Source organism: Devosia sediminis (assembly GCF_016411825.1).
Taxonomy (GTDB): domain Bacteria; phylum Pseudomonadota; class Alphaproteobacteria; order Rhizobiales; family Devosiaceae; genus Devosia; species Devosia sediminis.
In genome coordinates this window covers 450,422-476,742 of sequence record NZ_JAEKMH010000001.1, presented here as the reverse complement: position 1 = coordinate 476,742, position 26,321 = coordinate 450,422, and the positions used below count along the sequence as shown (strand labels likewise).

At 64.2% G+C, this 26,321-nt stretch carries 25 protein-coding genes and 1 pseudogene; 13 read left to right on the top strand and 13 right to left on the bottom strand.

Annotated features, from left to right (window positions below):
• The first annotated feature begins 2 nt into the window (after positions 1-2).
• On the top strand, positions 3-902 hold the full coding sequence (locus JEQ47_RS02475) for a YihY/virulence factor BrkB family protein (protein WP_198874806.1): 900 nt from the start codon (positions 3-5) through the stop codon (positions 900-902).
• Here JEQ47_RS02475 and JEQ47_RS02470 read toward each other — a convergent pair.
• On the bottom strand, positions 892-1,932 hold the full coding sequence (locus JEQ47_RS02470; protein WP_198874805.1) for a glycoside hydrolase 5 family protein: 1,041 nt from the start codon (positions 1,930-1,932) through the stop codon (positions 892-894). The genes JEQ47_RS02475 and JEQ47_RS02470 overlap by 11 nt on opposite strands.
• A gap of 23 nt (positions 1,933-1,955) precedes the next feature.
• Positions 1,956-2,516: an HdeD family acid-resistance protein gene (locus JEQ47_RS02465; protein WP_198874804.1), complete on the bottom strand. Its 561-nt coding sequence runs from the start codon at positions 2,514-2,516 to the stop codon at positions 1,956-1,958.
• Between the two features lie 255 nt (positions 2,517-2,771).
• Between JEQ47_RS02465 and JEQ47_RS02460 the strand changes: the two genes are divergently transcribed.
• The gene (locus tag JEQ47_RS02460) at positions 2,772-3,917 is read left to right on the top strand and encodes a GGDEF domain-containing protein (RefSeq protein WP_198874803.1); all 1,146 of its coding nucleotides are present in this window, start codon (positions 2,772-2,774) and stop codon (positions 3,915-3,917) included.
• Positions 3,918-3,948: 31 nt separating this feature from the next.
• Here JEQ47_RS02460 and JEQ47_RS02455 read toward each other — a convergent pair whose 3' ends face one another.
• The gene (locus JEQ47_RS02455; RefSeq protein WP_198874802.1) at positions 3,949-4,401 is read right to left on the bottom strand and encodes a GatB/YqeY domain-containing protein; all 453 of its coding nucleotides are present in this window, start codon (positions 4,399-4,401) and stop codon (positions 3,949-3,951) included.
• 191 nt (positions 4,402-4,592) lie between these two features.
• Here JEQ47_RS02455 and carA point away from each other — a divergent pair, with 191 nt between their 5' ends.
• From carA to JEQ47_RS02440, 3 genes are all read left to right on the top strand, one after another.
• Entirely contained in the window at positions 4,593-5,804 is a 1,212-nt protein-coding gene (gene carA / locus JEQ47_RS02450) for a glutamine-hydrolyzing carbamoyl-phosphate synthase small subunit (protein WP_198874801.1), read from the top strand.
• 175 nt (positions 5,805-5,979) lie between these two features.
• A complete protein-coding gene (locus tag JEQ47_RS02445) occupies positions 5,980-6,690 on the top strand; it encodes an AzlC family ABC transporter permease (protein ID WP_198874800.1) in 711 nt (236 codons plus the stop codon).
• On the top strand, positions 6,690-6,995 hold the full coding sequence (locus JEQ47_RS02440; protein ID WP_198874799.1) for an AzlD family protein: 306 nt from the start codon (positions 6,690-6,692) through the stop codon (positions 6,993-6,995). Before JEQ47_RS02445 ends, JEQ47_RS02440 begins: the two co-directional genes overlap by 1 nt.
• Here the strand turns inward: JEQ47_RS02440 and JEQ47_RS02435 are convergent.
• From JEQ47_RS02435 to JEQ47_RS02420, 4 genes are all read right to left on the bottom strand, one after another.
• Positions 6,992-7,168, bottom strand: coding sequence for a hypothetical protein (locus JEQ47_RS02435; RefSeq protein ID WP_198874798.1), 177 nt, complete (start codon positions 7,166-7,168; stop codon positions 6,992-6,994). The genes JEQ47_RS02440 and JEQ47_RS02435 overlap by 4 nt on opposite strands.
• 68 nt (positions 7,169-7,236) lie before the next feature.
• Positions 7,237-7,749: a cupin domain-containing protein gene (locus tag JEQ47_RS02430; protein WP_198874797.1), complete on the bottom strand. Its 513-nt coding sequence runs from the start codon at positions 7,747-7,749 to the stop codon at positions 7,237-7,239.
• 48 nt (positions 7,750-7,797) lie between these two features.
• Complete coding sequence (gene ypfJ / locus JEQ47_RS02425) at positions 7,798-8,724, bottom strand: KPN_02809 family neutral zinc metallopeptidase (protein ID WP_198874796.1); 927 nt, start codon at positions 8,722-8,724, stop codon at positions 7,798-7,800.
• 136 nt (positions 8,725-8,860) lie between these two features.
• Entirely contained in the window at positions 8,861-10,327 is a 1,467-nt protein-coding gene (locus JEQ47_RS02420; protein WP_198874795.1) for a mannitol dehydrogenase family protein, read from the bottom strand.
• Between the two features lie 204 nt (positions 10,328-10,531).
• Between JEQ47_RS02420 and JEQ47_RS02415 the strand changes: the two genes are divergently transcribed.
• Together JEQ47_RS02415 and JEQ47_RS02410 are read left to right on the top strand one after the other, a co-directional pair.
• Positions 10,532-11,443, top strand: a complete 912-nt coding sequence (locus JEQ47_RS02415; RefSeq protein ID WP_198874794.1) for a sugar kinase — start codon at positions 10,532-10,534, stop codon at positions 11,441-11,443.
• A 764-nt stretch (positions 11,444-12,207) separates the two neighbouring features.
• A complete protein-coding gene (locus JEQ47_RS02410) occupies positions 12,208-14,193 on the top strand; it encodes a bifunctional 2',3'-cyclic-nucleotide 2'-phosphodiesterase/3'-nucleotidase (RefSeq protein ID WP_198874793.1) in 1,986 nt (661 codons plus the stop codon).
• 55 nt (positions 14,194-14,248) lie between these two features.
• On the opposite strand, the gene JEQ47_RS02405 is transcribed toward JEQ47_RS02410, so the two are convergent.
• Positions 14,249-14,446: a hypothetical protein gene (locus JEQ47_RS02405; protein ID WP_198874792.1), complete on the bottom strand. Its 198-nt coding sequence runs from the start codon at positions 14,444-14,446 to the stop codon at positions 14,249-14,251.
• A gap of 93 nt (positions 14,447-14,539) precedes the next feature.
• Between JEQ47_RS02405 and JEQ47_RS02400 the strand changes: the two genes are divergently transcribed.
• Positions 14,540-15,520, top strand: coding sequence for a ribonuclease T2 family protein (locus JEQ47_RS02400; protein ID WP_236020624.1), 981 nt, complete (start codon positions 14,540-14,542; stop codon positions 15,518-15,520).
• On the opposite strand, the gene JEQ47_RS02395 is transcribed toward JEQ47_RS02400, so the two are convergent.
• Positions 15,493-15,963 (bottom strand): MarR family winged helix-turn-helix transcriptional regulator, encoded by a 471-nt coding sequence (locus JEQ47_RS02395; RefSeq protein ID WP_198874790.1) that lies wholly within the window; start codon positions 15,961-15,963, stop codon positions 15,493-15,495. The two genes, JEQ47_RS02400 and JEQ47_RS02395, sit on opposite strands and share 28 nt — an antisense overlap.
• Before the next feature lie 103 nt (positions 15,964-16,066).
• Between JEQ47_RS02395 and JEQ47_RS02390 the strand changes: the two genes are divergently transcribed.
• Positions 16,067-16,504, top strand: coding sequence for an organic hydroperoxide resistance protein (locus JEQ47_RS02390; protein WP_198874789.1), 438 nt, complete (start codon positions 16,067-16,069; stop codon positions 16,502-16,504).
• 55 nt (positions 16,505-16,559) lie between these two features.
• On the opposite strand, the gene JEQ47_RS02385 is transcribed toward JEQ47_RS02390, so the two are convergent.
• The gene (locus JEQ47_RS02385) at positions 16,560-17,777 is read right to left on the bottom strand and encodes an MFS transporter (RefSeq protein ID WP_236020623.1); all 1,218 of its coding nucleotides are present in this window, start codon (positions 17,775-17,777) and stop codon (positions 16,560-16,562) included.
• Between the two features lie 260 nt (positions 17,778-18,037).
• Between JEQ47_RS02385 and JEQ47_RS02380 the strand changes: the two are divergent.
• From JEQ47_RS02380 to JEQ47_RS02365, 4 genes and pseudogenes are all read left to right on the top strand, one after another.
• A pseudogene (locus JEQ47_RS02380) lies at positions 18,038-18,721 on the top strand (ABC transporter ATP-binding protein); the annotation flags it as partial.
• Entirely contained in the window at positions 18,718-20,256 is a 1,539-nt protein-coding gene (locus JEQ47_RS02375) for a permease (RefSeq protein WP_198874787.1), read from the top strand. The pseudogene JEQ47_RS02380 and the gene JEQ47_RS02375, both read left to right, overlap by 4 nt.
• Positions 20,257-20,724, top strand: coding sequence for a GNAT family N-acetyltransferase (locus JEQ47_RS02370; protein ID WP_198874786.1), 468 nt, complete (start codon positions 20,257-20,259; stop codon positions 20,722-20,724).
• Positions 20,725-20,785: 61 nt separating this feature from the next.
• On the top strand, positions 20,786-23,107 hold the full coding sequence (locus tag JEQ47_RS02365; RefSeq protein ID WP_198874785.1) for a putative bifunctional diguanylate cyclase/phosphodiesterase: 2,322 nt from the start codon (positions 20,786-20,788) through the stop codon (positions 23,105-23,107).
• On the opposite strand, the gene JEQ47_RS02360 is transcribed toward JEQ47_RS02365, so the two are convergent.
• From JEQ47_RS02360 to motA, 3 genes are all read right to left on the bottom strand, one after another.
• Positions 23,104-24,243: a FecR domain-containing protein gene (locus JEQ47_RS02360; protein WP_198874784.1), complete on the bottom strand. Its 1,140-nt coding sequence runs from the start codon at positions 24,241-24,243 to the stop codon at positions 23,104-23,106. The two genes, JEQ47_RS02365 and JEQ47_RS02360, sit on opposite strands and share 4 nt — an antisense overlap.
• A 148-nt stretch (positions 24,244-24,391) precedes the next feature.
• A complete protein-coding gene (locus tag JEQ47_RS02355) occupies positions 24,392-25,312 on the bottom strand; it encodes a flagellar motor protein MotB (protein WP_198874783.1) in 921 nt (306 codons plus the stop codon).
• Positions 25,313-25,344: 32 nt separating this feature from the next.
• On the bottom strand, positions 25,345-26,208 hold the full coding sequence (gene motA, locus JEQ47_RS02350) for a flagellar motor stator protein MotA (RefSeq protein ID WP_198874782.1): 864 nt from the start codon (positions 26,206-26,208) through the stop codon (positions 25,345-25,347).
• Positions 26,209-26,321 lie beyond the last annotated feature (113 nt).

Below are 26,321 nucleotides of genomic sequence, written 5' to 3'. Positions count from 1 at the left end.
GCATGACCGCCGACATCAGTTCAACCGCTTCCTCCGACAGCCTGTCGCGGCCCAGGCCGACCTTCCGGCTGCGCCGCGTGGTGTGGCGCACCATCCTTTCCATGACGCGGATGGAAACGGCGATGAACTGCGCCGGCATAGCCTATTTCGGCTTCCTGTCGCTGTTTCCCGCAGCGGCCGCCGTCATCACCCTTGTTGGCCTCCTGATGCCGGTCGGCTCCATGGCCGACATGGTAACAAGGCTCGAAGGCATCGTGCCCGACGTCGCCCTGCGCGTCATAGCCCAGCAACTGGTGCAACTCTCGGCCCAGCCCAATACCGGGCTCGGCATCGGCCTCGCCCTCTCGCTTGCTATTGCCTGCTGGAGCGGTTCGCGCGGCATTGCGGCGCTGATGTTCGCCATTTCGCGCACCCACGCCACCGAGGACAAGCGCAACATCGTCGTGGCCATCGCCATGTCCGTGCTGGTGACGCTGTTGGCGGGCCTGGCCATGCTGGTCGTTCTGGCCCTTGTTGCTGGCCTGCCGGCGCTTTTTGCGGCGCTCCCCTGGGTCCGCGCCGATCAGTCCCTGCTGCTGGCAGCCCGCTGGCCGCTGCTGCTCGTCCTCGGCGTCGGCGGCATTGCCGCCTTTTATCGCTTCGCGCCCGACCGCAAATTCAAGCGCGCCCGCTGGATCTGGCCAGGCGCCTTGCTCGCCACCTCGCTCTGGCTGGCGGCCTGCGCCATCTTTTCCTTCTATGTCGAACAGATCGGCAATTTCGAAGCGTCGTTCGGCTCGCTGGCCACGGCCATCGTGCTGCTGCTCTGGATGTATAATTCTGCGCTGTTCGTCGTCCTCGGGGCCATCTTCAACAGCGAATTGCAGCGCGAGGCACAGCGACGTGCCTCGCTTACGCTGTGATCCGACGGATCAGCGCCACTTCCTCGGCCCTGTATGGCGTGCCGTCGGCATGGAACACGTCGTGGAACCACGGATCGGGCATCGCTGCGATATAGGGATTGGCCCAGCTATCCCACGGATAAAGCGTCTGGCTCCGCCCTGCAACGAGGCCCCAGCAATAGCTCGCGATCCGCTCGCGCTTGGCGATCGGCAATATGCCCTCGAACGTGCTTCCGGGAGTGCGCGCCATGAATTCGGTCAAGAAGAGCGGCCGATCGCGCGGCAGGTCGAGCAGCTTGGCTTCGAACTTCTCGGGCGTCTGGTAGTCGTGAAAACTGATGACGTCGGAATTCTCGATCTGGATACGCGCATGCGCGTCGTCGTAAAGCGTCTTGCCCGACCACACGCCCGAGGTGAGGGGCTGCATGGGATCGGCAGCGCGCGTCCACTGGAATACCTGCGGCAAGAGTTCGGAGACCAGCTCGCGTTTGTTCTCCAGTTCGGCGAACCGCCCGCCGTTGAGATTGCTCGGCTCGTTCCACACGTCCCAGACGATCACGCGCTCGTCCCGGCCGAAGGCGGAAACCACCCCGCCGACATAGTCCTCCAGCCGCGCCCACTGTCCGCGGTCCGCCAGCGCCCTGCCCGGACCCTGCACCCATTGCGAATTGTGCACGCCCGGCCGCGGCTCGGGCTGCGGCCCCAGCGCCACGTCGGGGTTCCACACCGAGTCGAACAGCACCAGCATGGTGCTGATCCCCTTGCCGTGGGCAAGGTCGAGATAGCGCTCGATGCGCCCCCTGAAGCCATCGCGGTCGGCCGCCCAGAGCAGGTCATGAAGGAAGACCCGCATCGTGTTCATGCCGATATCGGCCGCCCAGCCGAGCTCGCGCTCGATCACATCCGGAGCAAAGCTGTCCGCCTGCCACATCTCGAGCTGGTTCGAGGCCGTCGAGGGCACGAAATTCGCTCCCACCAGCCAGGGCAGTTTCGCATACCAGGCATTTGCGCGCGCCACCGACCAGCGCCCGGGCGCCGAAATCTCAGTCATATCTGCAACTTTCTGTAGGGCGCTTAGGCCTTGCTTGACTGGTAGAGCCGCCAGGCCCAGCCGAAGAGCCCGATGGAGAAGATCACCAGCAGCACGCCGCCGATGATCATGCCAACAGCCGCGCCTAACGTGGGGAAGAGGAACAGGATGAGGCCGAGCAGAACATAGGACAGGCCCGAAACCACCACCGGCCAGATCCGGGCATAGCTGTCGCGCTCCCGCACCACGACGATGACCTGCATGAGGCCCACGACGATGGCGCAAAGCCCAACCAGGTAGGAAATGACGGTCACCGTGAACAAGGTGGACAGCATCGGGCTGAGCAGAATGACGATCCCCAGGATCAGCGAGACCGCATTGCCGATGACGTCGAACCAGTAATTGCCCGATTTCCCGCCGCCGAAGGTTAGGCTCCAGAGCCCCAGCGCACCGTCGATGATGAGCAGGATGCCACCGAACAGCATCAGGACGGCCAGAGCTTGAATGGGCAGCAGGATCGCATAGAGGCCCGCCAGCAGCATGAGCAGCCCGCGCAGCGCGGTGATGAAGGCAAAACGCCTTTTTGTGGTCGCCGAAACAGTCATGGAAAGTCCCTCCTGGCGGCCCGCCGCCTCCCAACTCACCCGTAGAGCCTAGCGCGGCCCCGTGAATCGTCCAAGTGCATGTTTACGTCGGATTTTCTAATGCACCCAACACCATGCTCACATGAAAACCACCAGAGAGCGCGCCCGGTAAGCAATTGCTTACCATCTGCAAACAAGTGTTTTCTTGTTACATCCACTTAGGTGTTTTGCGGCTATGAGACGAGGAGCAAGGACGCGGAAGACTGGAGTGGTGCAATGATCGACAATGCTACGCTATTGATCGGCATCGCATTTTCCAGCGCCTCGCTGATGATCGCGCTGCTGATCGGCTGGCTCAATTCCCGCCATGAACGCTATCTTGTGCACGGCGCCGCCGGTATCGGGCTGATCGTTGTTGCCGTGGCCATCATGGGTTTCCGCAACGGCCGCTACGAGCTGGTCCACACCCTCCTGCCCTTCACGCTCATCCTGACGGGCCTGTCGCTGGTCTATTCGGGGTCGCGCCTTTTCCGCAATCCCTCGGCCATCCTGACCCCGGCCATCGTCGTGGGCGCCGTTTCCGTGCCGGCAATGGCCGCGCCGTTCCTGCTCGGTTACTCCGGCCTCGGCACCATCGCGCTCAATGTCTTTGCCGGCCTCTTCATGGTGCTCTGCGCCCGCGAATACTGGGTCAGCCGCAAGGAAGGCGTCGTCGCCATGTCGACCAACGCCTTCATCTACACGCTCACCGCCATTTCCTTTTTCTCCTGCGCCGCGGTGCTCACGATCGAGCAGGATTGGGTCCTGACCTCACCCGCGGATAACTGGGCCGAAGATTTCAATTCCATCATGACGCTCGTGGGCCTCACCGGTATCGGCGCCATTACCCTCACCCTCCACCACGCCCGCGCTGCCCGCCGCCATCGCCTCGAGGCCAATACCGACGAGCTGACCGGCGTGCTCAATCGCCGCGCCCTGTTCCAGCGCTTCCGCGATAACGACGTCGTGCCCGGCCTCGCCGTCATCATGTTCGATCTCGATCACTTCAAGCAGATCAACGATCGCAAGGGCCACGCCTATGGCGACATGGTGCTGCAGCGCTTCGCCGATGTCCTGCTCGGCGAACTGGGTCACACCGATACGATTGCGCGGGTGGGGGGCGAAGAATTTTGCGCCGTGCTGCCGGGTCGCGATTGGGAAGCCGCGCGGCAATTGGCAGAGCGCGTGCGGAAGGCTCTGGCCGACCTGCGCCTGTCGATCGGCAATCAGGATGAGGTTGCCACGGTCAGTGCCGGCATGGCCACGGGCGGTGCCGAGGAACATTTCGGCTCGCTGCTCAGCCGTGCCGATGCCGCACTCTACAAGGCCAAGGAATCGGGCCGCAACCAGGTCCACGTTGCCCCCGTCCGGCTCGTGGCCTGATTGCCGGGCGCCGCGGCGCCCGGCTGGAGGGTCAGGCGCTCAGCGCCGCGCGGACCTGGCCGCTGACCTTGCCGAAGTCGATTCGGCCTGGATAATCCGCCTTGAGCTGGCCGATCACCTTGCCCATGTCCTTGGGGCCTTCGGCGCCCACTGCGGCAATGGCCGCGGTGATGGCCGCCGACACTTCCTCCTCGCTGAGCCCCTTGGGCAGGAACTCGTTGAGGATATCGATTTCTTCCTTTTCCACGGTGGCGAGATCGGCGCGGCCCGCCTGCGCATAGATGGCGAAGCTCTCTTCGCGCTGCTTCACCATCTTCTGGACGATGCCCAGGATTTCGTCATTGGTCGCCGGTCCCTTGCCCTCGCCGCGATTGGCGATATCCCGGTCCTTGATGGCGGAATTGATGGATCTGAGGGTCGCGGTGCGGCGCTGGTCGCGGGCCTTGAGCGCCAGTTTGAGCCCTTCGCTGATGTCTTCACGCATGTCTCGTTCGGCTCCTTGTCATGCAAATTGTCGCCCCCATATAGGCAAATAACGCGTGCTTCGCCACTTGCGCTGCCCGCCTTGGGCTTCTAAGAGGAGCCCTCAACCGACATCATCGCCGCACATCAGGGCAGGCCCAAAGCCACCGCTCTCGTTGCGCGCGCCCGACAAACCGAGCTTGGAGACCCAAAGTGACCGGCTGGCAGCAGACCCCCACGACCGCAGTTCTGATCCTGGCAGATGGCACGCGCCTCGAAGGCCACGGACTGGGCGCAGTCGGTCATGCCGCGGGCGAAGTCTGCTTCAACACGGCCATGACCGGCTACCAAGAAGTCCTCACCGACCCCTCCTATGCCGGGCAGATCATCACCTTCACCTTCCCCCATATCGGCAATGTCGGCACCAACGACGAAGACATCGAGACGGTGAACATGGCCGCGCTCAGTGGCGTGCGCGGCGTCGTGCTCAAGGCCGACATCACCAACCCGTCGAACTACCGCGCCGCCGAAAAGCTCGATGCCTGGCTCAAGAAGCGCAACATCGTCGGCATTGCCGGCATCGACACCCGCGCCCTGACCGCGCTGATCCGTGAAAATGGCATGCCCAACGGCGTCATCGCCCATGAACCGACCGGCGTCTTCGACGAAGGCTCGATCATGGCCGAGCTCAATGCCTTTCCGGGCCTCGAAGGCCTCGATCTCGCCAAGGAAGTCACGACCGCCCAGACCTATCACTGGGACCAGACCGGCTGGCAGTGGAACAAGGGCTACGGCAAACTCGAAGATCCGGACTTCCACGTCGTCGCCATCGACTACGGCGCCAAGCGCAATATTCTGCGCTGCCTGGCGGACCAGGGCGCCAAGGTCACCGTCGTGCCGGCCACTGCCTCTGCCGCCGATGTACTGTCGCACAATCCCGACGCCATCTTCCTCTCCAATGGCCCGGGCGATCCGGCTGCCACCGGCAAGTATGCCGTCCCCACCATCCAGAAGCTGATGGAAACCGGCAAGCCGATGTTCGGCATCTGCCTCGGCCACCAGCTCCTCGGCCTGGCGCTGGGCGGCACGACGTCCAAGATGCATCAGGGCCATCATGGCGCCAACCATCCGGTCAAGGACCTGACCACCGGCAAGGTCGAGATCACCTCGATGAACCATGGCTTTGCCGTGGACGCCGAAAGTCTGCCCGCCGGCGTCACCCAGACCCACGTGTCGCTGTTCGATGGCTCCAATGCCGGCCTCGCCGTCGATGGCAAGCCGATCTTCTCGGTGCAGTACCACCCCGAGGCCAGCCCCGGGCCCAAGGACAGCCACTACCTCTTCACGCGCTTCCTCAACCAGGTCCGCAAGCAGAAGGGTCTGCCCGAAAAGGCGGAATATGTTGCGCCGGGCACTGCCGCCTGATCCACTGCCGACGGGCTTGAGGCTTCCCAAGACACCGCGCCGCCCTCGGACTCGATCCGAGGGCCTATCGGGGAACCACAATGCCAAAGTTGCGCGCTGATGGTGGCCCTCGGGTCAAGCCCGAGGGCGGCATCGAGAACTGGCAAGAGTGAGGCGCACCTTGAGCGAACGACCCATGAATAGGCGTGACATCATCGACGGCCTCAAGGGCGGCGCGGTCATCGCGCTGTCCACCACCCCCTTCGCGGTGCTGTTCGGTGCAGTTGCGGTGGACAATGGCCTTTCCATCGTCGAAGCCGGGCTCATGAGCGCCACCATCTATGCCGGCGCCAGCCAGCTTGTGGGCATCGAGTTGTTCGGCCAGCAGGTCGCGCCCTGGCTGATCGTTCTCTCCATCTTTGCCGTCAATTTCCGGCACGTACTCTATTCTGCCGCCATCGCCCGCCACATCCGCGGCTACAGTTTCTGGCAGAAGGCCGTGGCCTTCTTCTTCCTGATCGATCCGCAATTTGCCGAGTCGATCCGCCGGGCCGAAACCGGCAAGCCCGTGAGCTTTGCCTGGTACATGGCCTTCGGCCTCATCATCTATGTCTCGTGGCTGCTGTTCTCAGTGCTGGGCGCCTGGTTCGGCTCCATGCTCGGCGACCCGAAGGTCTGGGCCATCGATGTGCTGCTGCCCATCTACTTCCTCGGCCTCGTCATCGGCTTCCGCCGCAAACCCGGCTTCTACCCGGTCGTTGCCGCCAGCATGGTGGGCTCCATGGCCGGCTTCCACCTCGTGGGCTCGCCCTGGCATGTGAGCATCGGCGCCATTTGCGGCGTCGCCGTCGCCGCCCTCCTGCCCCTGCCGCAAAAACCGGACCAGTCGGCGGAGGTCACACACTGATGGACGATCTCTCGACCGTGTGGCTGATCCTCGCCGCCGCCGCTGCGACCTATCTCACCCGCATAGGCGGTTATGCGCTCATCACCCGGATGCGCACCATGCCGCCGCGGCTGGAACAGGCGCTCAATGCAGTGCCTGCCGCCGTGCTGACCACGCTCTGGGCCCCGGCCTTCTTCAACAGCGGCTGGGACGTGCGCCTCGCGCTCATCGTCGCCGCCCTTGTCAGCCTGCGCTATCCGGGCCTCATCATGCTGGCCGCCGGCTGGGCCGCCGCCATGGCCGCCCGCCACCTGTTCGGGCTTTAGTCGTAGGTATCCTCGCTGGCGCCGGCCGAGCGCTGGCCATCGGCGCCGGGCTGGTCCTCGCCCTTCTGGCCGCCTTCGCGCTGGCGATCCCTCACCCGTGCCGGGCTGCGGTCTTCCTCCGGCTGTTCGATGTCATCGGGCTGAGCCGGCCCCGTCTTTTGATGCTTGTCCATGACGATGGTCTCCGTGTGGAAAGCTCCAACGGTGCCGCGGAGCCGTAAGGTCCATCACATCACCTGGACTAAGCCCATTTCTCCAACAGCGGCCCGCCCTGCCCGCCAACCGGATCGGTCTTGGGCAGCGGCACCTTGGCAATCCTCTGGTCCGCCCCCGGCCGCTCCCCCTTCTCTCCCTTGAGGATGTCCCAGTCCTGCCCCGGCGGATAGGCGCCGACCACAAGGAAGTCCGGGTTCTGCGACAGGCGGCAATGACCCGTCCCCGCCGGCAGCACCACCACGTCCCCAGCCTCGACCAGGAACTCGCGCCCTTCCGGCCCGCCCAGCAACAGCCTCGCACTGCCCCGCGCCACCCCGAGGCATTCGTGCGCCGTCGAATGATAATGGTGGTAATCGTAGACCCCGGCGCGCCACTGGCTGGGCCAGCCATTGCCGTCGAACAGCCTCTCCATCGCTTCGGGCGAAGCGTCCTCCCGGGCGATGGCCTGCCGGTAGATCACCACCGGCAGGGTCGAGTTCGGCATGGTCCCGCCATCGGCGAAGTATTCATACGACGCGCCCGTCAGATTGCCCTGCATGCCATCCTCCTGCTGCTGGTCGCGGAACGTGCCGGCGGCAGCAGGGGTTCACACATTGCCCGAGAACGTGTCGCAGTCACCAGGATTACCCGAGCGATAGCCGCGCTCGAACCAGGCTTTGCGCTGGGCCGAAGTGCCGTGGTTGAAGGTCTTGGGCACGGCAAAGCCCTGCATGCGCTTCTGCAGCGTATCGTCGCCGATCTGGTTGGCGGCGTTCAGGGCTTCTTCGATATCGCCATTGTCGAGCAGGTTCTGCTGGCCCGCATAGCTGGCCCAGACACCGGCATAGCAATCGGCCTGCAGTTCCACCCGCACCGAGTACGCATTGGCCTCTTCCTGGCTCATGCTCTGGCGCATCTGGTTGAATTCGGGCAGCACGCCGGTGAGGTTCTGGATGTGGTGACCCACCTCATGCGCCAGCACATAGGCTTGGGCAAAATCGCCCGGTGCGCCGAACTCGCGGTGCAACTGGTCGTAGAAGCTGAGGTCGATATAGACCTTGCTGTCGCCCGGGCAATAGAACGGCCCCACCGAAGCATCGGCCACGCCGCAGGCGGAATTCACCTGGCCGCTGAACAGCACCACAGTCGGCTCCGGATAGTCCTCGCCAATGGCCGCGAACTGCTCGTTCCAGAGATCCTCGGTTTCCTTGACCACCACGCCGACGAAATCGGCCAGCTCATCCTGCCCTTCAGCCGGAAGCTCGGTCGAGGTCGCGCTGGAGCTCGGGCCGCTGCTCGAGCCGCCGGTCAGCATGTCGAGCGGGTTCTGCCCGGTGGCGAACCAGATGATGCCAAGCACCACGACGATCCCAATAAGGCTCGAAATACCGCCGCGCGAACCGCCGCCTGTGGGAATGCGGATACCGCCGCCGCGCCCCAGGCCACCGAGGCCTCCGAGCCCGCCCAGGCCGCCGCCACGCTGCCCGCGACGATCCTCGATATTTGAGCTGCGCTCACGCCCCTGCCACTTCATGTCTGACGCCTTTCCGAAGTCACGAAGACGTTAGCAGTAAGTGCCTTTACCGGGAACGGGTTCCACGCGGGTGCCGTCTAGCACGCGATATGTCCCTCCCCTTTCCGTAAGGGGCGGCTAGGCGGGGGGCCGCAACCTATCCCGCAACCTTCTTGACAGTCGCCCGCGCGCCCTCGTCGAAGAGGCTCTCCAGGTGCCCCACCACAGCTTTCCGGAACACCGCATTCCCCGCAAGGTCCGTGCCGAACACTTCGGTCAGCGACACGAGGCCCTCGAACAGCGCCTCCGGGTTGTCCCCGGCATCGGCGGCAGTCGCCATCATTCTCAGCGCATGCGGGTCGCGCACGTCGATCTCGCTGCCATCTTCGGCCACGCCGGTGACATAGCGCATCCACGCTGCCACCCCGAGCGCCAGGCGCTCGATACCCTGCCCTGCCTTCAGACGATCGCGGATCGTGCCGAGCAGCCGTTGCGGCAGCTTCTGCGATCCATCCATGGCGATCTGCCAGGTCCGGTGCTTGAGCGCCGGATTGCGGAACCGGTCCAGCAACTGGTCGCGATAGGCCCCCAGATCCGTGCCGGGCATATCCAGCGTCGGCATGGCCTCTTCGGTCATCAGCCCATGCACCAGCTTCACATAGGCCGGGTCGCCCATGACTTCGGCAATGTACTCGTAGCCCCCGAGATACCCTGTATAGGCCATGGTCGAATGCGAGCCATTGAGCATGCGGAGCTTCATGTGCTCGAACGGCTCGACATCCTTAACCAACTGCGCCCCGACCGTCTCGAAAGCCGGCCGACCGGACGGGAATTGGTCCTCGATCACCCACTGGGTGAAGGGTTCGGTCATGATCGGCCAGGCGTCCTCCGCCCCGATCAGCCCCGCCACTTCCGCCCGGTCGGCATCAGTCGTGGACGGCACGATGCGGTCCACCATGGTCGAGGGGAAAGCCACCTGCTGCACCCACTCGCCCAGCGCACCGTCGCGCAGGGACGCGAACTTGGTCACGATGCGCTTGGCCGTCTCGCCATTATTGGGAAGGTTGTCACAGCTCATCACGGTGAACGGTGCCACGCCGGCCGCCTTGCGCCGCGCCAGCGCCTCCACCAGCATGCCCGGCGCCGATTTCGGCGTCGTCGGATGGGCAAGGTCATGGACGATATCGACGTGACCCTGGTCGAGCTCGCCCGTCGCCGGCGCATAGCAATAGCCCTTCTCGGTCACCGTCAGCGAGACGATGCGGATAGCGGGGTCGGCCATCAGCGCCAGCAATTCCTCGCGCTCGGTATTGGCGTCCATCACCGAGAGGATCGAGCCGATCACGCGCGGATGCGTCCCCTCCGCATCGCGCACGGCAATCGTGTAGAGCCCGTCCTGCGGCTCCAGCGCCTCCTTGGTGTCCGGCCGCCGGAGGCTCGCCCCGACAATGCCCCAGCTTGGGTCCCTGGCCAGCAGGTCGTCCACATAGACAGCCATATGCGCGCGATGAAAGGCGCCAATGCCCAGATGCACGATGCCCGGCGTGACCTTGCTCCGGTCGTAACCTGGCACGACCGTGCCCTTGGCAAGCGAGGCAAGGCTGTTCTTGTTGAGGCGCGTCATCAAATGCTCCGGCGTGATTTGGCGGCACCATAGTGATTTCCAATCTTGTATGGAAGTTCGAATAGTGCTCTGAACCCACTCCTATCCATCGGGTCATTCCCACGAAAGTAGGAATCTCCGTTTCGCCTCGCAGGGAAATAGCGGTTCGCCCTTTCGCGCCGGCAACCCTGTGCTAAACGAAGCCATCGGGAAGAGGAGCAAAGTGTGACCAAGCGCATCGTGTCCATCGGGGAATGCATGATCGAGATGAGCGGTGGCGAGGATCGCTCCTACCGTCTCGGCTATGCCGGCGACACGCTCAATTCCGCCTGGTACCTGCGCGCCCTGCTCGGCCAGGATTGGTCCGTCGACTATGTCACCGCCCTCGGCGCAGACCGCTACTCCAACGACATCCGCGCCTTCCTCGACGACAACGGCATCGGCACCGGCCACATCCAGACCATCCCCAATCGTCGCCCCGGGCTCTACATGATCCATCAGGAAAAGGGCGACCGTCATTTCACCTATTGGCGCGACACCTCCGCTGCCAAGTTGCTCGCCGACGACAAGCAGGCCCTCGCCAAGGCCGTCGAAGGCGCCGAGCTTGTCTATTTCTCCGGCATCACCCTCGCCATTCTCGCACCCCGCGCCCGCGGCCGCCTGCTCGGCGCCATCGTCAAGGCGCGCGACAATGGCGCCCGCATTGCCTTCGACACCAACCTCCGTCCCGCGCTTTGGTCATCGCCCCGAGTCATGGCCGGCGTGCTCACTGCCGCCGCCAGCCTTTGCGACATCGTCCTGCCGACCCATACCGACGAAGCCCCGCTCTTCGGCGACAAGAGTGTCGACGACACCGCCGACCGCTACCTTGAACTCGGCGTCGAGGAAGTCGTGGTCAAGGACGGCAGCAAGGAAGCCCTGATCGCCACCGCCCACGAGCGCGTCCGCGTCGCCCCGCCCTCCGGCGCCAAGGTTGTCGACGCCACCGGCGCCGGCGACAGTTTCAACGGCGCCTACCTCTCTGCCCGCCTCAACGGAAAATCCCTCCGCGAAGCCGCCGAAGCCGCCCACCGCACCGCCGGCATCGTCATCGGCCACAAGGGCGCCTTGGTGGATCCGAAGCTGGTGCAGGGCTGACCCCGGTAAACACCCCCACCCAACCTCCCCCTGGAGTAGGGGGAGGAGCCAATCGGTGTTTGCACAAGCCTTCCGACAAACTCGATCTGTCACCTCCCCCTTGACGGGGGAGGTAGCGCAGCTTGGCCTTCAGGCCATAGCGAAGCTAGGTGGGGGTGCCCACGCAGCGGGTTCTAAGCCGACCCCACAAACTTATCCCCGCCCCTGCATCTTCCCTCATACTCCCGCATCAACCGGGCAAAGATGGAGTTGCAACGATCAACCGTCCGGTGACAGTCGGGTGGGCTCTGAATCGTTACGGAGCCTGGGTCCGGGGATGGGTTGGGGCAGCAATGTCCTCCCTGGTGAAACCCTTCGCCCTGTCCCGCGGGGCCAATCGCTCCAGTGGAGCGATTGGAAGGAAGAAGGCCAATGCGAGCTGCGCTCGATTGGCTCATCGGCCGGAAATCCCGACGCTCCGAGACCTCTTGCATCTCACCAATCCAAACCTCAGGAGGCGGAAGTTGTCTCGGGGCTCCATCGAACACGCAGACCCGGAGGCGTCACCGCCATCCGGCATAACGCCATGCCGTGTCATCAAACTGTCATAAATTGACCAGCCGGTAAAAATTCCCTAGCGTCCCCCTCCAGCCGTCATGCGCCCGTCACCAGAACCGGGCATGCACGCTCTGCTCCCGATCGACACGGGGAGCGCCAAGAACCGGTCGAAAACCGGCAGTCCGGGAGCACGCCCCCGGCCTTGAGGCACTCAGTTGGAGACGATCATGAATTTCTTCCCGAGCATTTCCCGGCGCAGCTTCCTGGCCGGTTCGGCCAGCGTTGGCGCCATGGTCGCCATGCACCCATTCGCGGTGCTGGCCCAAGCCAACCAGGCCCATCTGCGCATCATCGAGACGACCGATATCCACGTCGCCATTCTTCCCTATGACTATTATGCCGACGCGCCCAACGACACGATGGGTCTGGCGCGCACCGCCGCCATCATCGAGGAGATCCGCGCCGAAGCCGGCAATGCCGTGCTGTTCGACAATGGCGACCTGATTCAGGGCAACCCCATGGGCGACTACATGGCCTATGAAAAGGGCCTCAACCAGGGTGACATCCACCCGGCCGTCGCTGCCCTCAATACGTTGGGCTACGACGCCGCGACCCTGGGCAATCACGAATTCAACTACGGTCTCGAATTCCTCGACCGGGCGCTCGAAGGCGCCAACTTCCCCTTCGTCTCGGCCAATCTGGTGCGCGGTGCCGAACTGGGTGCCGATGCCCTGTCCGACGAGACCTATATCGAGCCCTACCGCATCTTCGAAAAGGAACTGACCGACGGGTCGGGCGCCACCCACACCATCAAGATCGGCGTTATCGGCTTCCTGCCGCCGCAGATCCTGACCTGGGACGCCACCCACCTGACCGGCAAGGTCGTGGTCCGCGACATCGTCGAAACGGCCCAGGCCTATGTGCCGAAAATGCGCGAAGAAGGCGCCCAGATCATCGTCGCCCTCTCCCATTCCGGCATCGAGGGCGGCGAGCACGTCCCCGGCATGGAAAACGCCTCGCTGCAGCTCGCAGCCGTCGAAGGCATCGATGTTGTCCTCACCGGCCACCATCACCTGGTCTTTCCCGGCCCGAACTATGAGGGCATCGAAGGCGTCGACATCGCCGCCGGCACGCTCAATGGCAAGCCGGCCGTCATGCCCGGCTTCTGGGGCTCGCATATGGGCCTCGTCGACCTGCTGCTCGAAGTCGATGCGGACGGCAACTGGACTGTGGTCTCCCATACCTCGGAAGCCCGCCCCATCGTCGAACGTGTCGATAACAAGAACGTCCCCACCGTCGAGTCGGTCCCCGAGGTCGAAGCGTCAGTCGAAACGGAACACAAGGAAACGCTCGACTATATCCGTCGCCCGGTCGGCGAGACCTCTGCTCCGCTCCACTCCTACTTCGCCCTTGTGGCCGATGACCCCTCCATTCAGATCGTGACCCAGGCCCAGTCCTGGTACATCGAGCAGATGATGAAGGGCACCGAGTGGGAAGGCCTGCCGATCCTCTCGGCCGGCGCCCCCTTCAAGTCCGGCGGCCGCGGCGGTCCGGAATACTATACCGACGTCCCCGTCGGCCCGGTCGCCATCAAGAATGTCGCCGATCTCTACCTCTATCCCAACACCATCCAGGCGGTGAAAATCACGGGCGCCGATGTCAAGGAATGGCTGGAGCGGTCGGCCGGCATCTTCAACCAGGTCGAGGCCGGCGCCACCGACGCCGAACTCATCAATCCGGCCTTCCCGTCCTACAATTTCGACGTCATCGACGGGGTGACCTATAAGATCGACCTCACCCAGCCCTCCAAATACGCTGCCGATGGCGGCGCCCTGGAAAACGCCGATGCCAGCCGCATCGTCGATCTTCAGTACAACGGTGAGCCCATCGATCCCGCCCAGGAATTCATCGTCGCAACGAACAATTACCGTGCCGGCGGCGGCGGCTCCTTCCCGGGCATCAATGCCGAAAAGATCGTCTTCATCGGTCCCGATACCAACCGCGACATCATTGTTCGCTACATTATCGAGAACGGCACGATCGATCCCAAGGCCGACAGCAACTGGTCCCTCGCCCCGATCGGCGACACCACCGTGCTTTTCGCCACCGGTCCCAAGGCTGCCGACAAGGTCGCTGACGTGACGGCCGTCAGCATCGAGGCGACCGGCGAGACTAATGCCGAAGGCTTCGGCATCTACCGCATCGCGCTCTGAACCGCGCAAACGAAAGGGCGCCCCGCAAGGGCGCCCTTTTCATTTCAGCGTTGGATCACTGCCCGTCGGGCACGACATCAACGCTCACGGCGGGGACATCGACATCCACGGTGCCGCCGGTCGAGCCGTCATTGTTGAAGAAGACGAGGTAGCCGATGGCTAACAGCGCCACGATCAGCACGATGCCGACCAGCATGCCGACACCGCTGCCGCTACCACGGTCGACGATTACGGTTTCACGATCTGGTTCCAATTCTGCCTCCTGTGTTAGTGCCAAATGAATGAAGCAAAACGCCGCCGGTTCCTCCGGCGCGTGAGAGTTGATCGAGCCGGAGGAGCTAATTCCTTGCGAAATATCAAGTTTATTGCAGGCGCCCTCTGGCTCGTCAGTGTGCCCGCTTTGGCCGAAGTTCCGCTCTCCGGGAGCTTTACGGCAAGCGCGGCCTGTCCCGCGCTTCAGTCCATCAGCCGGCAAACCAATCCCGGCAATGTCGCCCTCGAGCAGGGTGCGACTTATGACTTGGTCGCCGCCAACAAGACCCCGGCGAGCCATGTAATGCTCGTCATTCCGGGCGCCGAGCCGGAGCGGCGCTGGGTTGCCCTCGAATGCGGCACGACCGATCGCCCCATCGACCAGGCCGACAATACCAAAGCCGCCCCGCCGGCGTATCGCGGCACGCAATATGTCTTCGCCGTCAACTGGCAGCCCGCCTTCTGCGAAACGGCTCCCGGCAAGACTGAGTGCCGCAACCAGCGGCCCGACAGTTTCGAGGCCAGCAATTTCACCCTTCACGGCCTCTGGCCGCAACCGCGCAGCGCCGAATATTGCGGCGTTTCGGAGCGCGACATCTGGGCGAGCCGCGACGGCCGCTGGCTAGATTTGCCCATGCTCGACCTCACCATCGCGCAGCGTCGAGACCTCGACGAGGTCATGCCCGGCAGCCGGTCAGGCCTCGACCGCCACGAATGGATCAAGCACGGCACCTGCTACAATGGGGACCAGCGCGACTACATCGCCGACTCCCTCGATCTGATGCTGGCGCTCAACACGTCCGAGGTGGCCGAGCTTTTCGCCGGCAATATCGGCAGGCGGATCACCCTTGCCCAGGTCCGCGCAGCCTTCGATGCCAGCTTCGGCGCGGGTGCCGGGGAACGCGTTTCGCTGTCCTGTGTGGAGGACGGCAACCGCATTCTCATCAGCGAACTGCAGATCAACCTCACCGGCGAAATCACCGGTCCCGATGATTTCGTCCGGCTGCTCCTTGCCGCCGACCCGACCGATAGCGACTGCTCATCCGGTCAGGTCGATGCGGTCGGCCTGCGCTGATCATGCTCCACCCCATCCAGCCGCTCCCGCAGCGCCAGAAGCTCCAGACGCAGGGCTTCGGCGCCTTCAAGGGAGAGGCCCGTGCCTTTCGCCACCGCCAGCGGGATGGCCTCGGCCTTGGCCTTGAGCGCCCGCCCCGCATCCGTCAATCTGATGCGAACCTGCCGTTCATCGTCCTCGTCGCGCTTGCGGGCGACCAGCCCTCGTGCCTCCAGCCGTTTGACCAGCGGCGTAATCGTGCCGGAATCGAGGAACAATCTATCCCCCAGCGCTTTGACCGTGAGATCATCCCGTTCCCATAGGACGAGGAACACCAGGTATTGCGGGTAGGTCAGGTCCAGCGCATCGAGCCGCGGCTTGTAGAACCGCGTAAAGGCATGGCCCGCCGAGTAAACGGCGAAACACAGCATCTGGTCGATTGTCGGCATCGGCTTTTCGGCCATCGCATACCTCCGGATCACCACTCGAAACTAACACATAAATTCTATTGCACACAATTGAATTGTGCACTATCTAATGACTATTCCAAGCAAGGAGCATCGACAGATGACCATCAAGTCAGCCGTTTACACCGCGCATGCCCACACCACCGGTGGCCGCACCGGCACCAGCAAGACCGATGACGGTCGTCTCGAGGTCACGCTGGACACCCCGGCAGCCATGGGTGGCAATGACGGCCCCGGCACCAATCCCGAGCAGCTTTTCGCTGCCGGCTATTCCGCCTGCTTCCTCGGCGCGCTGAAGGCCGTCGCGCGCGGCGAAAAGGTGAAGATCCCCGATGAGGCTACCATCGATGCGTCGGTGTCCTTCGGCGAAAACGCCAATGAGGGCGGCAAGGGCTTCAACATCGCCGTTGAACTCAAGGTGACCTTGCCCGGCTTCGACAAGGCTCAGGCCGAGGACCTCGTGCACAAGGCCCACCAGGTCTGCCCCTATTCCAACGCCACCCGCGGCAATGTCGACGTCAAGCTCACCGTCGCCTGATCGAGGCGTGAGCCAAATGCAAGACGGCCGCTCCAGGAGCGGCCGTTTCGTTTTCTCAGGCTGCCATTGGCACGCCGTCATTGGGCGCATCCCGATCCCGCCGCTCCAGCCACACCGACCAAGCGAACAGCACCACGCCACCCACCGCCATTAGCGCTCCGACCGGCCCGGTGGACGTCCAGCCATAGCCGGCGGCGATCGCCGCACCGCCCAGCAGCGCACCCAGCGCATTGGCGATGTTGAAGGCCGCATGGTTGAGCGAGGCGGCCAGCGTCTGGCCGTCGGCCGCCACGTCCATCAACCGCGTCTGCAATGCGGTACCGATGGCCACGGTGAACCCGACCATCAACACACTGAGCGCCGCGGTCGGCCAGTAGAGGGCGAGGAACGGCACCGCCCCGAGGCTGACGATATTGAACACCAGCATGCCGCCAATGGTTGGCATCAGCGCCCGGTCAGCCATCCTTGCACCGATGACATTGCCCAGCGTCATGCCGACGCCGAACAGCGCCAGCACCGCCGGCACCCAGCCAGTGGCAATGCCGGTCACCTCGGTCAGCATCGGCACCACATAGGTGAAGACCGAGAACATGCCGCCGCAGCCGATGGCGCAGATGCCAAGCGTCAGCCACACCTGTGGACGCTTCAGCGCCCCCAGCTCTCGCAAGGGGCTCGCCCCTTCGCTGACTGCAATGAGCGGAACGAATCGCAGCACCATGACCGCAGCCACCGTGGCGATGCCGCCGACCACCGCAAAGGTCGGCCGCCAGCCAACGCCCTGCCCCATCCAAGTAGCGACCGGCATGCCGATCAGCGTCGCCAGCGTCAAGCCCAGCATTACTCGACCCACCGCGCGAGCGCGGTAGCCGTGGTCCACCATGGAAGCAGCGATCAGCGCGGCAATGCCGAAATAGGCGCCATGCGGCAGGCCCGATACGAAGCGCAGGGCCATCAGCGACCAGTAATCCGGCGCCATGGCACTACCAAAATTGCCCAGCGCAAACAGCGCCATCAGCGATATGACCATCGGCTTGCGGGCAAAGCGCGCGAAGAGGACAGCAATGACCGGAGCCCCCACCACCACGCCCAGCGCATAGGCGCTGATCACATGGCCCGCCTCCGGCTCGGTGATTTGCAGGTCACCCGCGAGATTGGGCAGGAGGCCCATGATGGCGAATTCGCCCGTACCGATGGCAAACGAGCCGATGGCCATGGCGAAGATGGCCAGTTTGGTCGCGAGCGGGCTCGCCGCCGGCTGGATAGGGATAGACAATGAAATCTCCGACAAGGCAGTGCTACGCCATTGGCGAACAACTAAAATGTCAGTTCGAGTCCGGCAATCGTGGCCCCCGCACACCTTCCCTGCGCCAGCCGGGCAGCAGCAAATCTTAACACTGCCGATAAACCGCCGCGAAACTCCTGCCCACTAGTGTTTCGCCAGTCCTCCGATCCGGATTTTCCATGCCCACCTCCGCCCTCGCCCTCTCCGGCCTCACCAAGAGTTTCGAGCGTCCGGTCGTCAGGGGCGTCGACCTCACCATCCGTCCGGGTGAGTTTTACGCCCTGTTGGGGCCGAATGGCGCGGGCAAGACCACCATTCTGCGCATGGTTGCGGGCCTCTTGCGCCCTGACGCCGGCTCGATCACGGTTCTGGGCGTCGATGCCCTAGCCGATCCCGTGGCGGCCAAACGTCGCATGGCCTGGGTCTCCGACGAGCCCATGGTGTACGACCGCCTGACCCCGCTCGAATATCTCGATTTCGTCGCCGGCCTCTGGCAGGTCGAGCCCGTCCGCGCCAAGGCCTCCGCCCACGAGCTCATCGACTGGCTTGACCTCGCACCCCATGCCAACGAACTCTGCGGCGGCTTTTCCAAGGGTATGCTGCAAAAGGTGGCGCTCGCTGGCGCCCTGGTCCACGATCCCGATCTCATCATCCTCGACGAACCGCTGACAGGCCTCGACGCCGGCTCGGCGCGCCAAGTCAAGGACGTGCTGCGCCAGCGCACCGCATCGGGCGTCACCGTCATCATGACCACGCATATCCTCGAAGTTGCCGAACGCATGGCCGAGCGCATCGGCGTCATCGCTGACGGCCGCCTAATCGCCGAAGGGACGCTCGCGCAACTGCGCGCCCGCATCGGCCGCGAAACCACTCTAGAGGAAATCTTCCTCGATCTCGTCGCCCAGGGCCAGTCCTCTGCCGAGGACGCGGCGTGAGTTTCGCGCCCGCTTCCCTGCCCTGGCTCGCGGCGCACGAATTCCGCCTCGCTTGGCGCGACACCCTCGCCATGATGACCGGCGGTCGCCGTGTGCGCCTTGTTGGTTGGGTCGTTGGCGGCGCTCTCGTCTATGGCTTGATGGCGGTGATCGCCTGGTTCGCCATTCGGCCCTGGGTCGAAGCCGGCGTGGTGCTCGACAAGGAAACGCTGGTGCTCATATCGGGCACCGGTCTCCTGTTCTGGACGGTCACCCTGTCCCAGGCACTCGAGGCCGTGACTCGCGTCTATTACGGCCGTTCCGATCTTGATCTCATTCTCTCCTCGCCGACCTCCAGCGATCGCCTCTTTGCCGTCCGCGCCGGCGCCGTTTTCGTCAGCACCGCGGCCCTCGGCGCGCTGCTGATCTCGCCCCTCGTCCTTGCCCTCGCCATCCAGGATGGGCCGCGCTGGCTTTCCGCCTTCCTGGTGCTGGCGGCGCTGGCTGCGCTTTCCGTTGCCATTGCCATGGCGATCACCCGCCTTCTCTTCCGCGTCGTTGGTCCCCGACGCACCCGCCTCATTGCCCAGATCATCGCCGGCATTGTCGGCGCAGGCTTCGTCATCGGCATCCAGGCCGCAGCCATCCTCACTCATGGCGGCTTCTCCCGCATGGACATTCTCCAGTCCGATGCGGTGATTGCCGGTGCTCCCGACGTCACCAGCCTCCTATGGCTGCCGGCGCGTGCCGCCCTTGGCGACCCCGTTCCGGCCCTCGTCATGGTGGTCCTCGCCCTCAGCATTTTCGCTGCCACGGTCGCCCTGATCGCGCCCAGTTATGGCAGCCTGGCAATTTCCACCGCCGGACTCGACCGCGTCGGCAGCCGGCGCCGCGCCTCGACCCGCACCTTCTCACCGACCACCCAGCGCCAAGCCCTCCGCCGCAAGGAGTGGAAACTGCTCATGCGCGATCCCTGGCTGGTCTCGCAGACGCTGATGCAGCTTCTTTACCTGGTGCCGCCGGCCCTCCTGCTCTGGATAAATTACGGCTCCGGCGCGGGCGACGGTATGTTCATCGTCATCGTTCCCGTACTCGTCATGGCCTGCGGGCAATTGGCAGGTGGTCTCGCCTGGCTCGCCATCTCCGGCGAGGATGCGCATGATCTGGTCGCCACCGCGCCCCTCACACCATCCACCATCCTGCGCGCCAAGATCGAGGCCGTTCTCTCGGTCATCGCCGCCGTGCTGGCCCCGCTGCTTCTGCTGCTGGCCATTGCCTCGTCGCCCATGGCTGCCATCACCGCGGTCTGCGCCTTTGTCGCCGCCTCGGCCTCCACCGCCATTCAGCTCTGGTTCCGCGTCACTGCCAAGCGCTCCATGTTCCGTCGACGCCAGGTCGCGTCGCGCGCCGCGACCCTTAGCGAGGCTTTCTCCTCCATTCTCTGGGCGGCCACCGGCGCTCTCTGGGCCGCGGGCTCTATCCTGGCCATTGGCCCGGCCGTGCTGGCGCTCGGCGTGCTAGGCTTGGCGCGACTCATCGCACCGAGAAAACCCTGAATGTCCGCCCTGTCCTTCCGGGATGCCACGCCCGACGATATCGCCACCATCCTCGAACTCGGCCATTCCGGTGACGCCCGTGGCGCCGACACGCCACCGCTCGACCGCGCCACGCTGAGCGATCCCCGCTATCGCGCCGCCTTCGACGAGATCACCGCCGATCCGCGCGAACGGTTGATCGTCGCCGAGCGGAATGGCGAAGTCGTCGGCACGCTGCAGATCAGCACAGTCCCTGGCCTTTCCCGCTTCGGCATGAAGCGCGCCATCCTCGAAAACGTGCATATCCGCGCCGACCAGCGCGGCAATGGTCTGGGCAGTGAAATGGTGCTCTGGGCCATCGAGCAGGCCCGCGTCGCCGGCTGCGGCATGGTGCAACTGACCTCCAACAAGATCCGTCTCGACGCACATCGCTTCTACCGCAAGCTCGGCTTCGAAATGACCCACGAGGGCTTCAAGCTCCACCTTTAATCAGCGTCTTAACGCCGTATCAGCCTCTCTGCCCTACCCTGCAGAGGTGGGAAAAACGCAGGTGCGGCAACTGATCCGGTGGAGCACGACGGCGGCGGCAATGCTGCTGTTGCTGGCGCTCGCTCTCGCCGGTGTGCTCGCCTCCCTCGACAACCGCATTCTCGACTGGCGGCTTGGCCTCAACACCGTTCCGGCCAGCGGTGACACAGTCGTCATCCAGATCGACAGCAAGAGCCTCGGCGAAATCGGTGTCTGGCCCTGGCCGAGATCGCTTTACGCGAGCCTGCTGGACAAGCTGATGGATGCAGGCGTCGATGACGTCGCCTTCGACATCGACTTTTCCAGTGCCAGCGAGCCGTTCGGAGACGCCCTCTTCACCGCCGCCCTCGAACAGGCCGGCGGCTATGCTTGGCTGGCCTCCTTCGCGCAGCTCCAGGCCGATGGCGATGTGGCGTTTTCCCGGCCGCTGCCCCAATTCGCCGCTGCTGCCGATCCTGTCCTCGTCAACGTCCTGCTCGATCCTCTGACCGGCCGTGCCCACGGCCTGCCGATCGCCGCCATGGATGGAGAAACTGCCATCCCCGCCCTTGCCGTCGCGCTCGCACGGCTCGATCGCGATCTCCCCGACGTGCTGGAGGTCGATTTCAGCATCGAGATGGCCGGCATTCCGCGCTTCGGCTTCACCGACGTGCTCTATGGGCGGGTCGATCCCGCGCTGCTATCTGGGCGCCAGGTTATCGTCGGGGCCAGCGCCATCGAGCTGCGCGACTTTTTCACCGTGCCGCGCTACGGCGTGGTGCCAGGCCCGGTGCTCCAGGCCATGGCGCTTGAAACACTCAAGTCCGGGCGAATTCTTACCAACTTGGGTCTTCTGCCGGGCTTTCTCGTCACGCTGGCACTGGCCGCGGCCCTCTTGATCTACCGCCACCGCCTGAAAATGCCGGTGGTCGTCGTCCTCCTCGTCGGCGTGTCGATCGTCGGGGAGGCGCTGGCGCTGTTTGCCTATGGCGCCGCGCATCTCATCGTCTCGACGGCAAGCCTGCATGCCGGGCTGCTCGTCCTGCTCGGCCTGGCTCTGGCCGACAATGGCTACCATCATCTGCTCGCCCGCCGCGCTGCTCAGGAGCGCCTCCGCTATCTGGCGACGCACGATCCCGCCACCGGCCTTCTTTCCCGGCAGGGGCTCGTCGACCTGCCTGCCGAGGCTGCACCGCGCATGATGATCGTGCTGTACGTCCAGGCCATGGACGAGATGCGCGCTACCCTTGGGCACGAACTCGTCGAGCGCCTTCTCGCACAGATCGCGCATCGTCTGCTCCATTCAGGCTTCCCCGAAGTCGCCCGCACGGCGCCGGCCGGCTTTGCCCTCGCCGACCGCGACCACGGCGACAGCAGCCGGCTGGCTGCCGCCGCCCGCCAGCTCATCCGCACGCTCTCAGGCAGTTACTCCGTCGATGGCAACAGGCTGCATGTCGACATCATTGCCGGCTATGCCGCCGGGGAGACCAGTCGCGGCGACTTGCTCAATCGCGCTGAAACCGCGGTGATCCAGGCCCGCGCCGAGCGCGTGGCGGTTCGCGGCTTCGATCCGGGCGACCAAGCAGTCATGGACCGGCATCGACGGCTCGACCGCGACCTGCGACAGGCGCTGAACCGCAACCAGTTGCACCTGGTTTTTCAGCCGCAGGTCGATCTGAAGTCCCGGGAGATCGTCGGCGCGGAAACCCTGGTGCGCTGGAACCACCCCGAACTGGGTCCCATCTCTCCAGTTGAATTCATTTCCCTGGCGGAAGAAACCGGCCTCATCGTCGATCTTGGCCGCTGGATCCTGTGGGAGGCCTGCCGCCTCGCCACGCTCTGGCCTTCCCCCATCACGGTCGCAGTCAATATTTCGCCGATCCAGTTCCAGCACGATGGCTTTGTCGCCACCATAGAGGCCGCCTTGCGCCGGTCCGGACTTCCCGCCCATCGACTCGAGCTCGAAATCACCGAGAGCGAGCGCGTCGCCGATCCGGCGCAAGTCCGCGCCGATATCCGGCATTTGCAGACGCTCGGCCTACGCGTCTCCATCGATGACTTTGGTACCGGCTATGCGTCGCTCAGCTACTTCAGGGAGCTGCCCTTCGAGACCGTCAAGATCGACCAGAGCTTCGTGCGCGGTCGCACTACGCAGGCGGACCTTGATCTCCTCGCCGCCATGATCCGGCTGTCGACCTCGCTGGAAAAGCTGACGATCGCCGAGGGCGTCGAGGACGCGGCCTGCGCTGCCCGCCTCGAGGCCATGGGCTGCACCTATGGCCAGGGCTATTATTTCAGCCCACCGATCTCGAGCGAGGAGCTGTCGGCCCGCCTGCTCGAGGATCCGCATCGCAAGTGGGGTTAGTAGCCGAGGCCTAGGCCCAGCCTCAAACCGTTGCCGCCACCTATGCCGACGTCGACCGCGACGACACCCAGGTCCACACCGACATTCACCCCATTGCCATTGCCTGAATTGCCATTGCCCACAGCATTGCTGTTGCGATGGCCGTTGCCGCCGGAATTCCCATTTCCGTTCCCGCCGGCATTGTTGTTGCCCGGACCAGAATTTGCATTGCCATTTCCGTTGCCGGAATTGCCGTTGCCACCTGAGTTTCCGTTTCCACCGCCATTGCTGTGTCCGGTCTCCGAGTTGCCGCTTCCACCAGAATTGCCATTCCCATTGTCGCCGGCGTGACCGTTGCCATTCCCACCGGCATTCCCGTTGCCACTCCCGGAATTGGTCATGCCACCCCCGGTAGACGTGCTGCTGCCGGTGTCACCGCTACTGCCGCTGTCATTGGCCGGGCTGGTGTCTCGTGTCTCGGCGGTGTCGCGAGGCACAGTTCTGTTTTTCGTCGCCTCCAGGGCATCTGCAGCATCAAGCGCGCCACTCAGCACCGCCTCGCGCGCCGGGGCAGGAACCACTTCGCCATCGATCAGGAACACCGCGCGCTCGGACCCAGGACCGCTGACATCGAGCGGCGCCGACTGGCTCGCCGCGGCCGACTGGCCGGCGGTGATGTCCACCACCATGTCGTGGCCGCCATCCTGCACCTGTACCACGCCGCGATCGACATCCACCCGTGCCACCCCGTTGCGATAGGTCACCGTGAACTGTGTGCCCTTGACGACCGCCGCCAGGACCGGCGTTTGCACCGAAAAATGCTGGATGTTGCGCCTCTCGGCCTCGATGGTCACGCTGCCCAACGTCTGGATCACGCTTGTCATCTTCTGGACGCCCGCGTCGCGAACGGCGATTTCGGTATTGCTGTCGAGCGAGATGCGTTCCGCGCCGCGCACCAGTTCCAGGCGTCCATCGCCAGCGGTGCGGATCTTGCGGCCGTCCGGAACGACGTCCCCGCGCTCGAGCGCCACCCAGCTTCCATTTTCGAACTGCATGACACTGCCGCGCAGGCGTTCCGCGATCCAGTCTTCGGCAAGCGCAGACGTGCTCGATGCCGCCAGCATCAGGGCGGCCAGAACCAGATTGCCAAGTCGCATGCTTTTCCCCCAGGAGGCTTCTGCCCCGCTTGGGATAACTTCGCGCCGCCAGCGGTTAACCTGGTCTTACCGCAACCCGCCAACGCTGAGGCCTTGGGGTCACATCGGATGCCAGGGTTAATGCCGTCCTGTGCGGCGCCGGCAAACTCTAGGGTTTCAGCCCGACTGGCACCGGCGGCGGTGCCTGCAGCACGGTGATGCGGACCCGCTCATTGGCCGACATGTAAGGGTCGTTGGGGAAGAACGGCTCGTCCGTCGCCCGGCCGGCCACGGCCTTGAAACGGTCGTCGCTCATGCCGAATTCCCCGAGGATCGAGCGCACCACATTGGCGCGGTCGGCCGAAAGCTCCCACGGGCCATAGCGCGGATTGTCGTAGCGACCGCCGGCCGCCGTATGCCCCGAAATCGTCACCTGCGCATTGAGCTGCTGCAGGATCGGTCCGATAGCCGCAATGGCTGCGCGCGTATGCTCGAGCGGGTATTTCGATCCTTCCGGGAACATCGGCCGTCCCTGCTGATCGACGATCTGAATGTCGAGGCCCTCTTCGGTTTCCTCGACCAGCAGATTGTCCATGAACGGCGTGACTTCCGGCAGCGACTGCCAGGCCTGCTTGATGCTGGCTGCAGCGCTGTGGAAGGCCTCGGCGTCGATCGACTTGAGGTTGAATTCGCTGTCGCTGCTGGCCTGCATCTCGCTGCCCTGCTCACGCGCCGGGCCGCCGATATGGGTCTCCACCGTGCCCTCGTCCGAACTCTGCGGCGATGCCGGCTTGTCCTCGACGATATCGGCCGACGAGCCGGACATCTGGTTGCCCGAATTGTCCATGGCATTGCCGCCCATGACCCCGCCGGCGCCGCTGGTCGTCATGCTGAGCGCAGCCGGCGCAAAATAGTTGGCGAGGCCCTCTTTCTGCTCGGGCGTGGTCATGCTGATCAGCCACATGAGCAGGAAGAAGGCCATCATCGCCGTCACGAAGTCGGCGTAAGCGATTTTCCAGGCGCCACCATGGTGGCCATGGGCGGCCTTCTTGACCTTCTTGATGATGATCGGCTGGTCGTAATTCGCCATTCTGGCTTACCGGTCTGGTCTGAGGGCGGGGATCAGGTCGTGGCCGGCAGCGCGGCCGTGCTGGCTTCCACTTCGGCGAAAGTCGGCCGCACTTCGCTCATCAGCGCCTTGCGGGCAAATTCGATCGCCATCACCGGCGGCTGCCCGCCGATATGGGCGAGCAGGCCGACCTTGAGCGACAGGAAATACTTGGACTCGGCCTCATAGGTGCTCTTGAGCGACTGGGCCATCGGACCGAAGAAGCCATAGGCCACGAACACGCCGAAGAACGTACCGACGAGCGCGCCGCCGATCAGGTGGCCGAGCACTTCCGGTGGCTCGGAAATGGCGCCCATGGTCTTGATCACGCCGAGCACGGCGGCCACGATGCCCAGCGCCGGCGTACCGTCGGCAATGGCCTGCATGGCCGAGACCAGACGTTCCTGCTCCTGGTGATGAGTTTCCAGTTCCTCGTCCATCAGTGCATCCATCTCATGCACATTGTTGGACCCCATCGTAACCATGCGCATGTAATCACACACGAATTCGACCGCGTGGTGGTTCTTGGCGAAGGTCGGGAAGGCATTGAACAGGGTAGAGTTGTGCGGGTCTTCGATATGCGGCTCGATCCCCAGAATGCCCTTCTGCTGGATCAGCTTGTACATCGAGAACTGCATGCCCAGCAGTTCGAGGTAGGCCGTCTTGTTGTATTTCGGACCCTTGAACATCGTGCCGAACATGGATGGCACGGCCTTGAGCACCGGCCCACCATTGGCGATGATGAAGGCGCCGATCGCCGCGCCGAGGATGATCACGAATTCGAAGGGTTGCCAGAGCACTTCGACATGCCCGCCCATCGCCGCATAACCGCCGAAAACACAGGCGAACACGGTGATAATACCGATAATCAGACGCATAGGGCTTACTCGAACTCGGACACAAATGACGCTTGCGGGCCAGGAACGCGGCTCCGCCAGGCGGCATAATGGTCCGGTTAGGCTTAACAGCGGGTGTATTCGACGCATGCCAC

What these genes read in the sequence shown, in the direction of transcription:
- JEQ47_RS02475 (WP_198874806.1), top strand. Translation starts at nt 3, where the DNA reads ATGACCGCCGACATCAGTTCAACCGCTTCCTCCGACAGCCTGTCGCGG.
- JEQ47_RS02470 (WP_198874805.1), bottom strand. Translation starts at nt 1,932, where the DNA reads ATGACTGAGATTTCGGCGCCCGGGCGCTGGTCGGTGGCGCGCGCAAAT.
- JEQ47_RS02465 (WP_198874804.1), bottom strand. Translation starts at nt 2,516, where the DNA reads ATGACTGTTTCGGCGACCACAAAAAGGCGTTTTGCCTTCATCACCGCG.
- JEQ47_RS02460 (WP_198874803.1), top strand. Translation starts at nt 2,772, where the DNA reads ATGATCGACAATGCTACGCTATTGATCGGCATCGCATTTTCCAGCGCC.
- JEQ47_RS02455 (WP_198874802.1), bottom strand. Translation starts at nt 4,401, where the DNA reads ATGCGTGAAGACATCAGCGAAGGGCTCAAACTGGCGCTCAAGGCCCGC.
- JEQ47_RS02445 (WP_198874800.1), top strand. Translation starts at nt 5,980, where the DNA reads ATGAATAGGCGTGACATCATCGACGGCCTCAAGGGCGGCGCGGTCATC.
- JEQ47_RS02440 (WP_198874799.1), top strand. Translation starts at nt 6,690, where the DNA reads ATGGACGATCTCTCGACCGTGTGGCTGATCCTCGCCGCCGCCGCTGCG.
- JEQ47_RS02435 (WP_198874798.1), bottom strand. Translation starts at nt 7,168, where the DNA reads ATGGACAAGCATCAAAAGACGGGGCCGGCTCAGCCCGATGACATCGAA.
- JEQ47_RS02430 (WP_198874797.1), bottom strand. Translation starts at nt 7,749, where the DNA reads ATGCAGGGCAATCTGACGGGCGCGTCGTATGAATACTTCGCCGATGGC.
- ypfJ (WP_198874796.1), bottom strand. Translation starts at nt 8,724, where the DNA reads ATGAAGTGGCAGGGGCGTGAGCGCAGCTCAAATATCGAGGATCGTCGC.
- JEQ47_RS02420 (WP_198874795.1), bottom strand. Translation starts at nt 10,327, where the DNA reads ATGACGCGCCTCAACAAGAACAGCCTTGCCTCGCTTGCCAAGGGCACG.
- JEQ47_RS02410 (WP_198874793.1), top strand. Translation starts at nt 12,208, where the DNA reads ATGAATTTCTTCCCGAGCATTTCCCGGCGCAGCTTCCTGGCCGGTTCG.
- JEQ47_RS02395 (WP_198874790.1), bottom strand. Translation starts at nt 15,963, where the DNA reads ATGGCCGAAAAGCCGATGCCGACAATCGACCAGATGCTGTGTTTCGCC.
- JEQ47_RS02390 (WP_198874789.1), top strand. Translation starts at nt 16,067, where the DNA reads ATGACCATCAAGTCAGCCGTTTACACCGCGCATGCCCACACCACCGGT.
- JEQ47_RS02370 (WP_198874786.1), top strand. Translation starts at nt 20,257, where the DNA reads ATGTCCGCCCTGTCCTTCCGGGATGCCACGCCCGACGATATCGCCACC.
- JEQ47_RS02360 (WP_198874784.1), bottom strand. Translation starts at nt 24,243, where the DNA reads ATGCGACTTGGCAATCTGGTTCTGGCCGCCCTGATGCTGGCGGCATCG.
- JEQ47_RS02355 (WP_198874783.1), bottom strand. Translation starts at nt 25,312, where the DNA reads ATGGCGAATTACGACCAGCCGATCATCATCAAGAAGGTCAAGAAGGCC.
- motA (WP_198874782.1), bottom strand. Translation starts at nt 26,208, where the DNA reads ATGCGTCTGATTATCGGTATTATCACCGTGTTCGCCTGTGTTTTCGGC.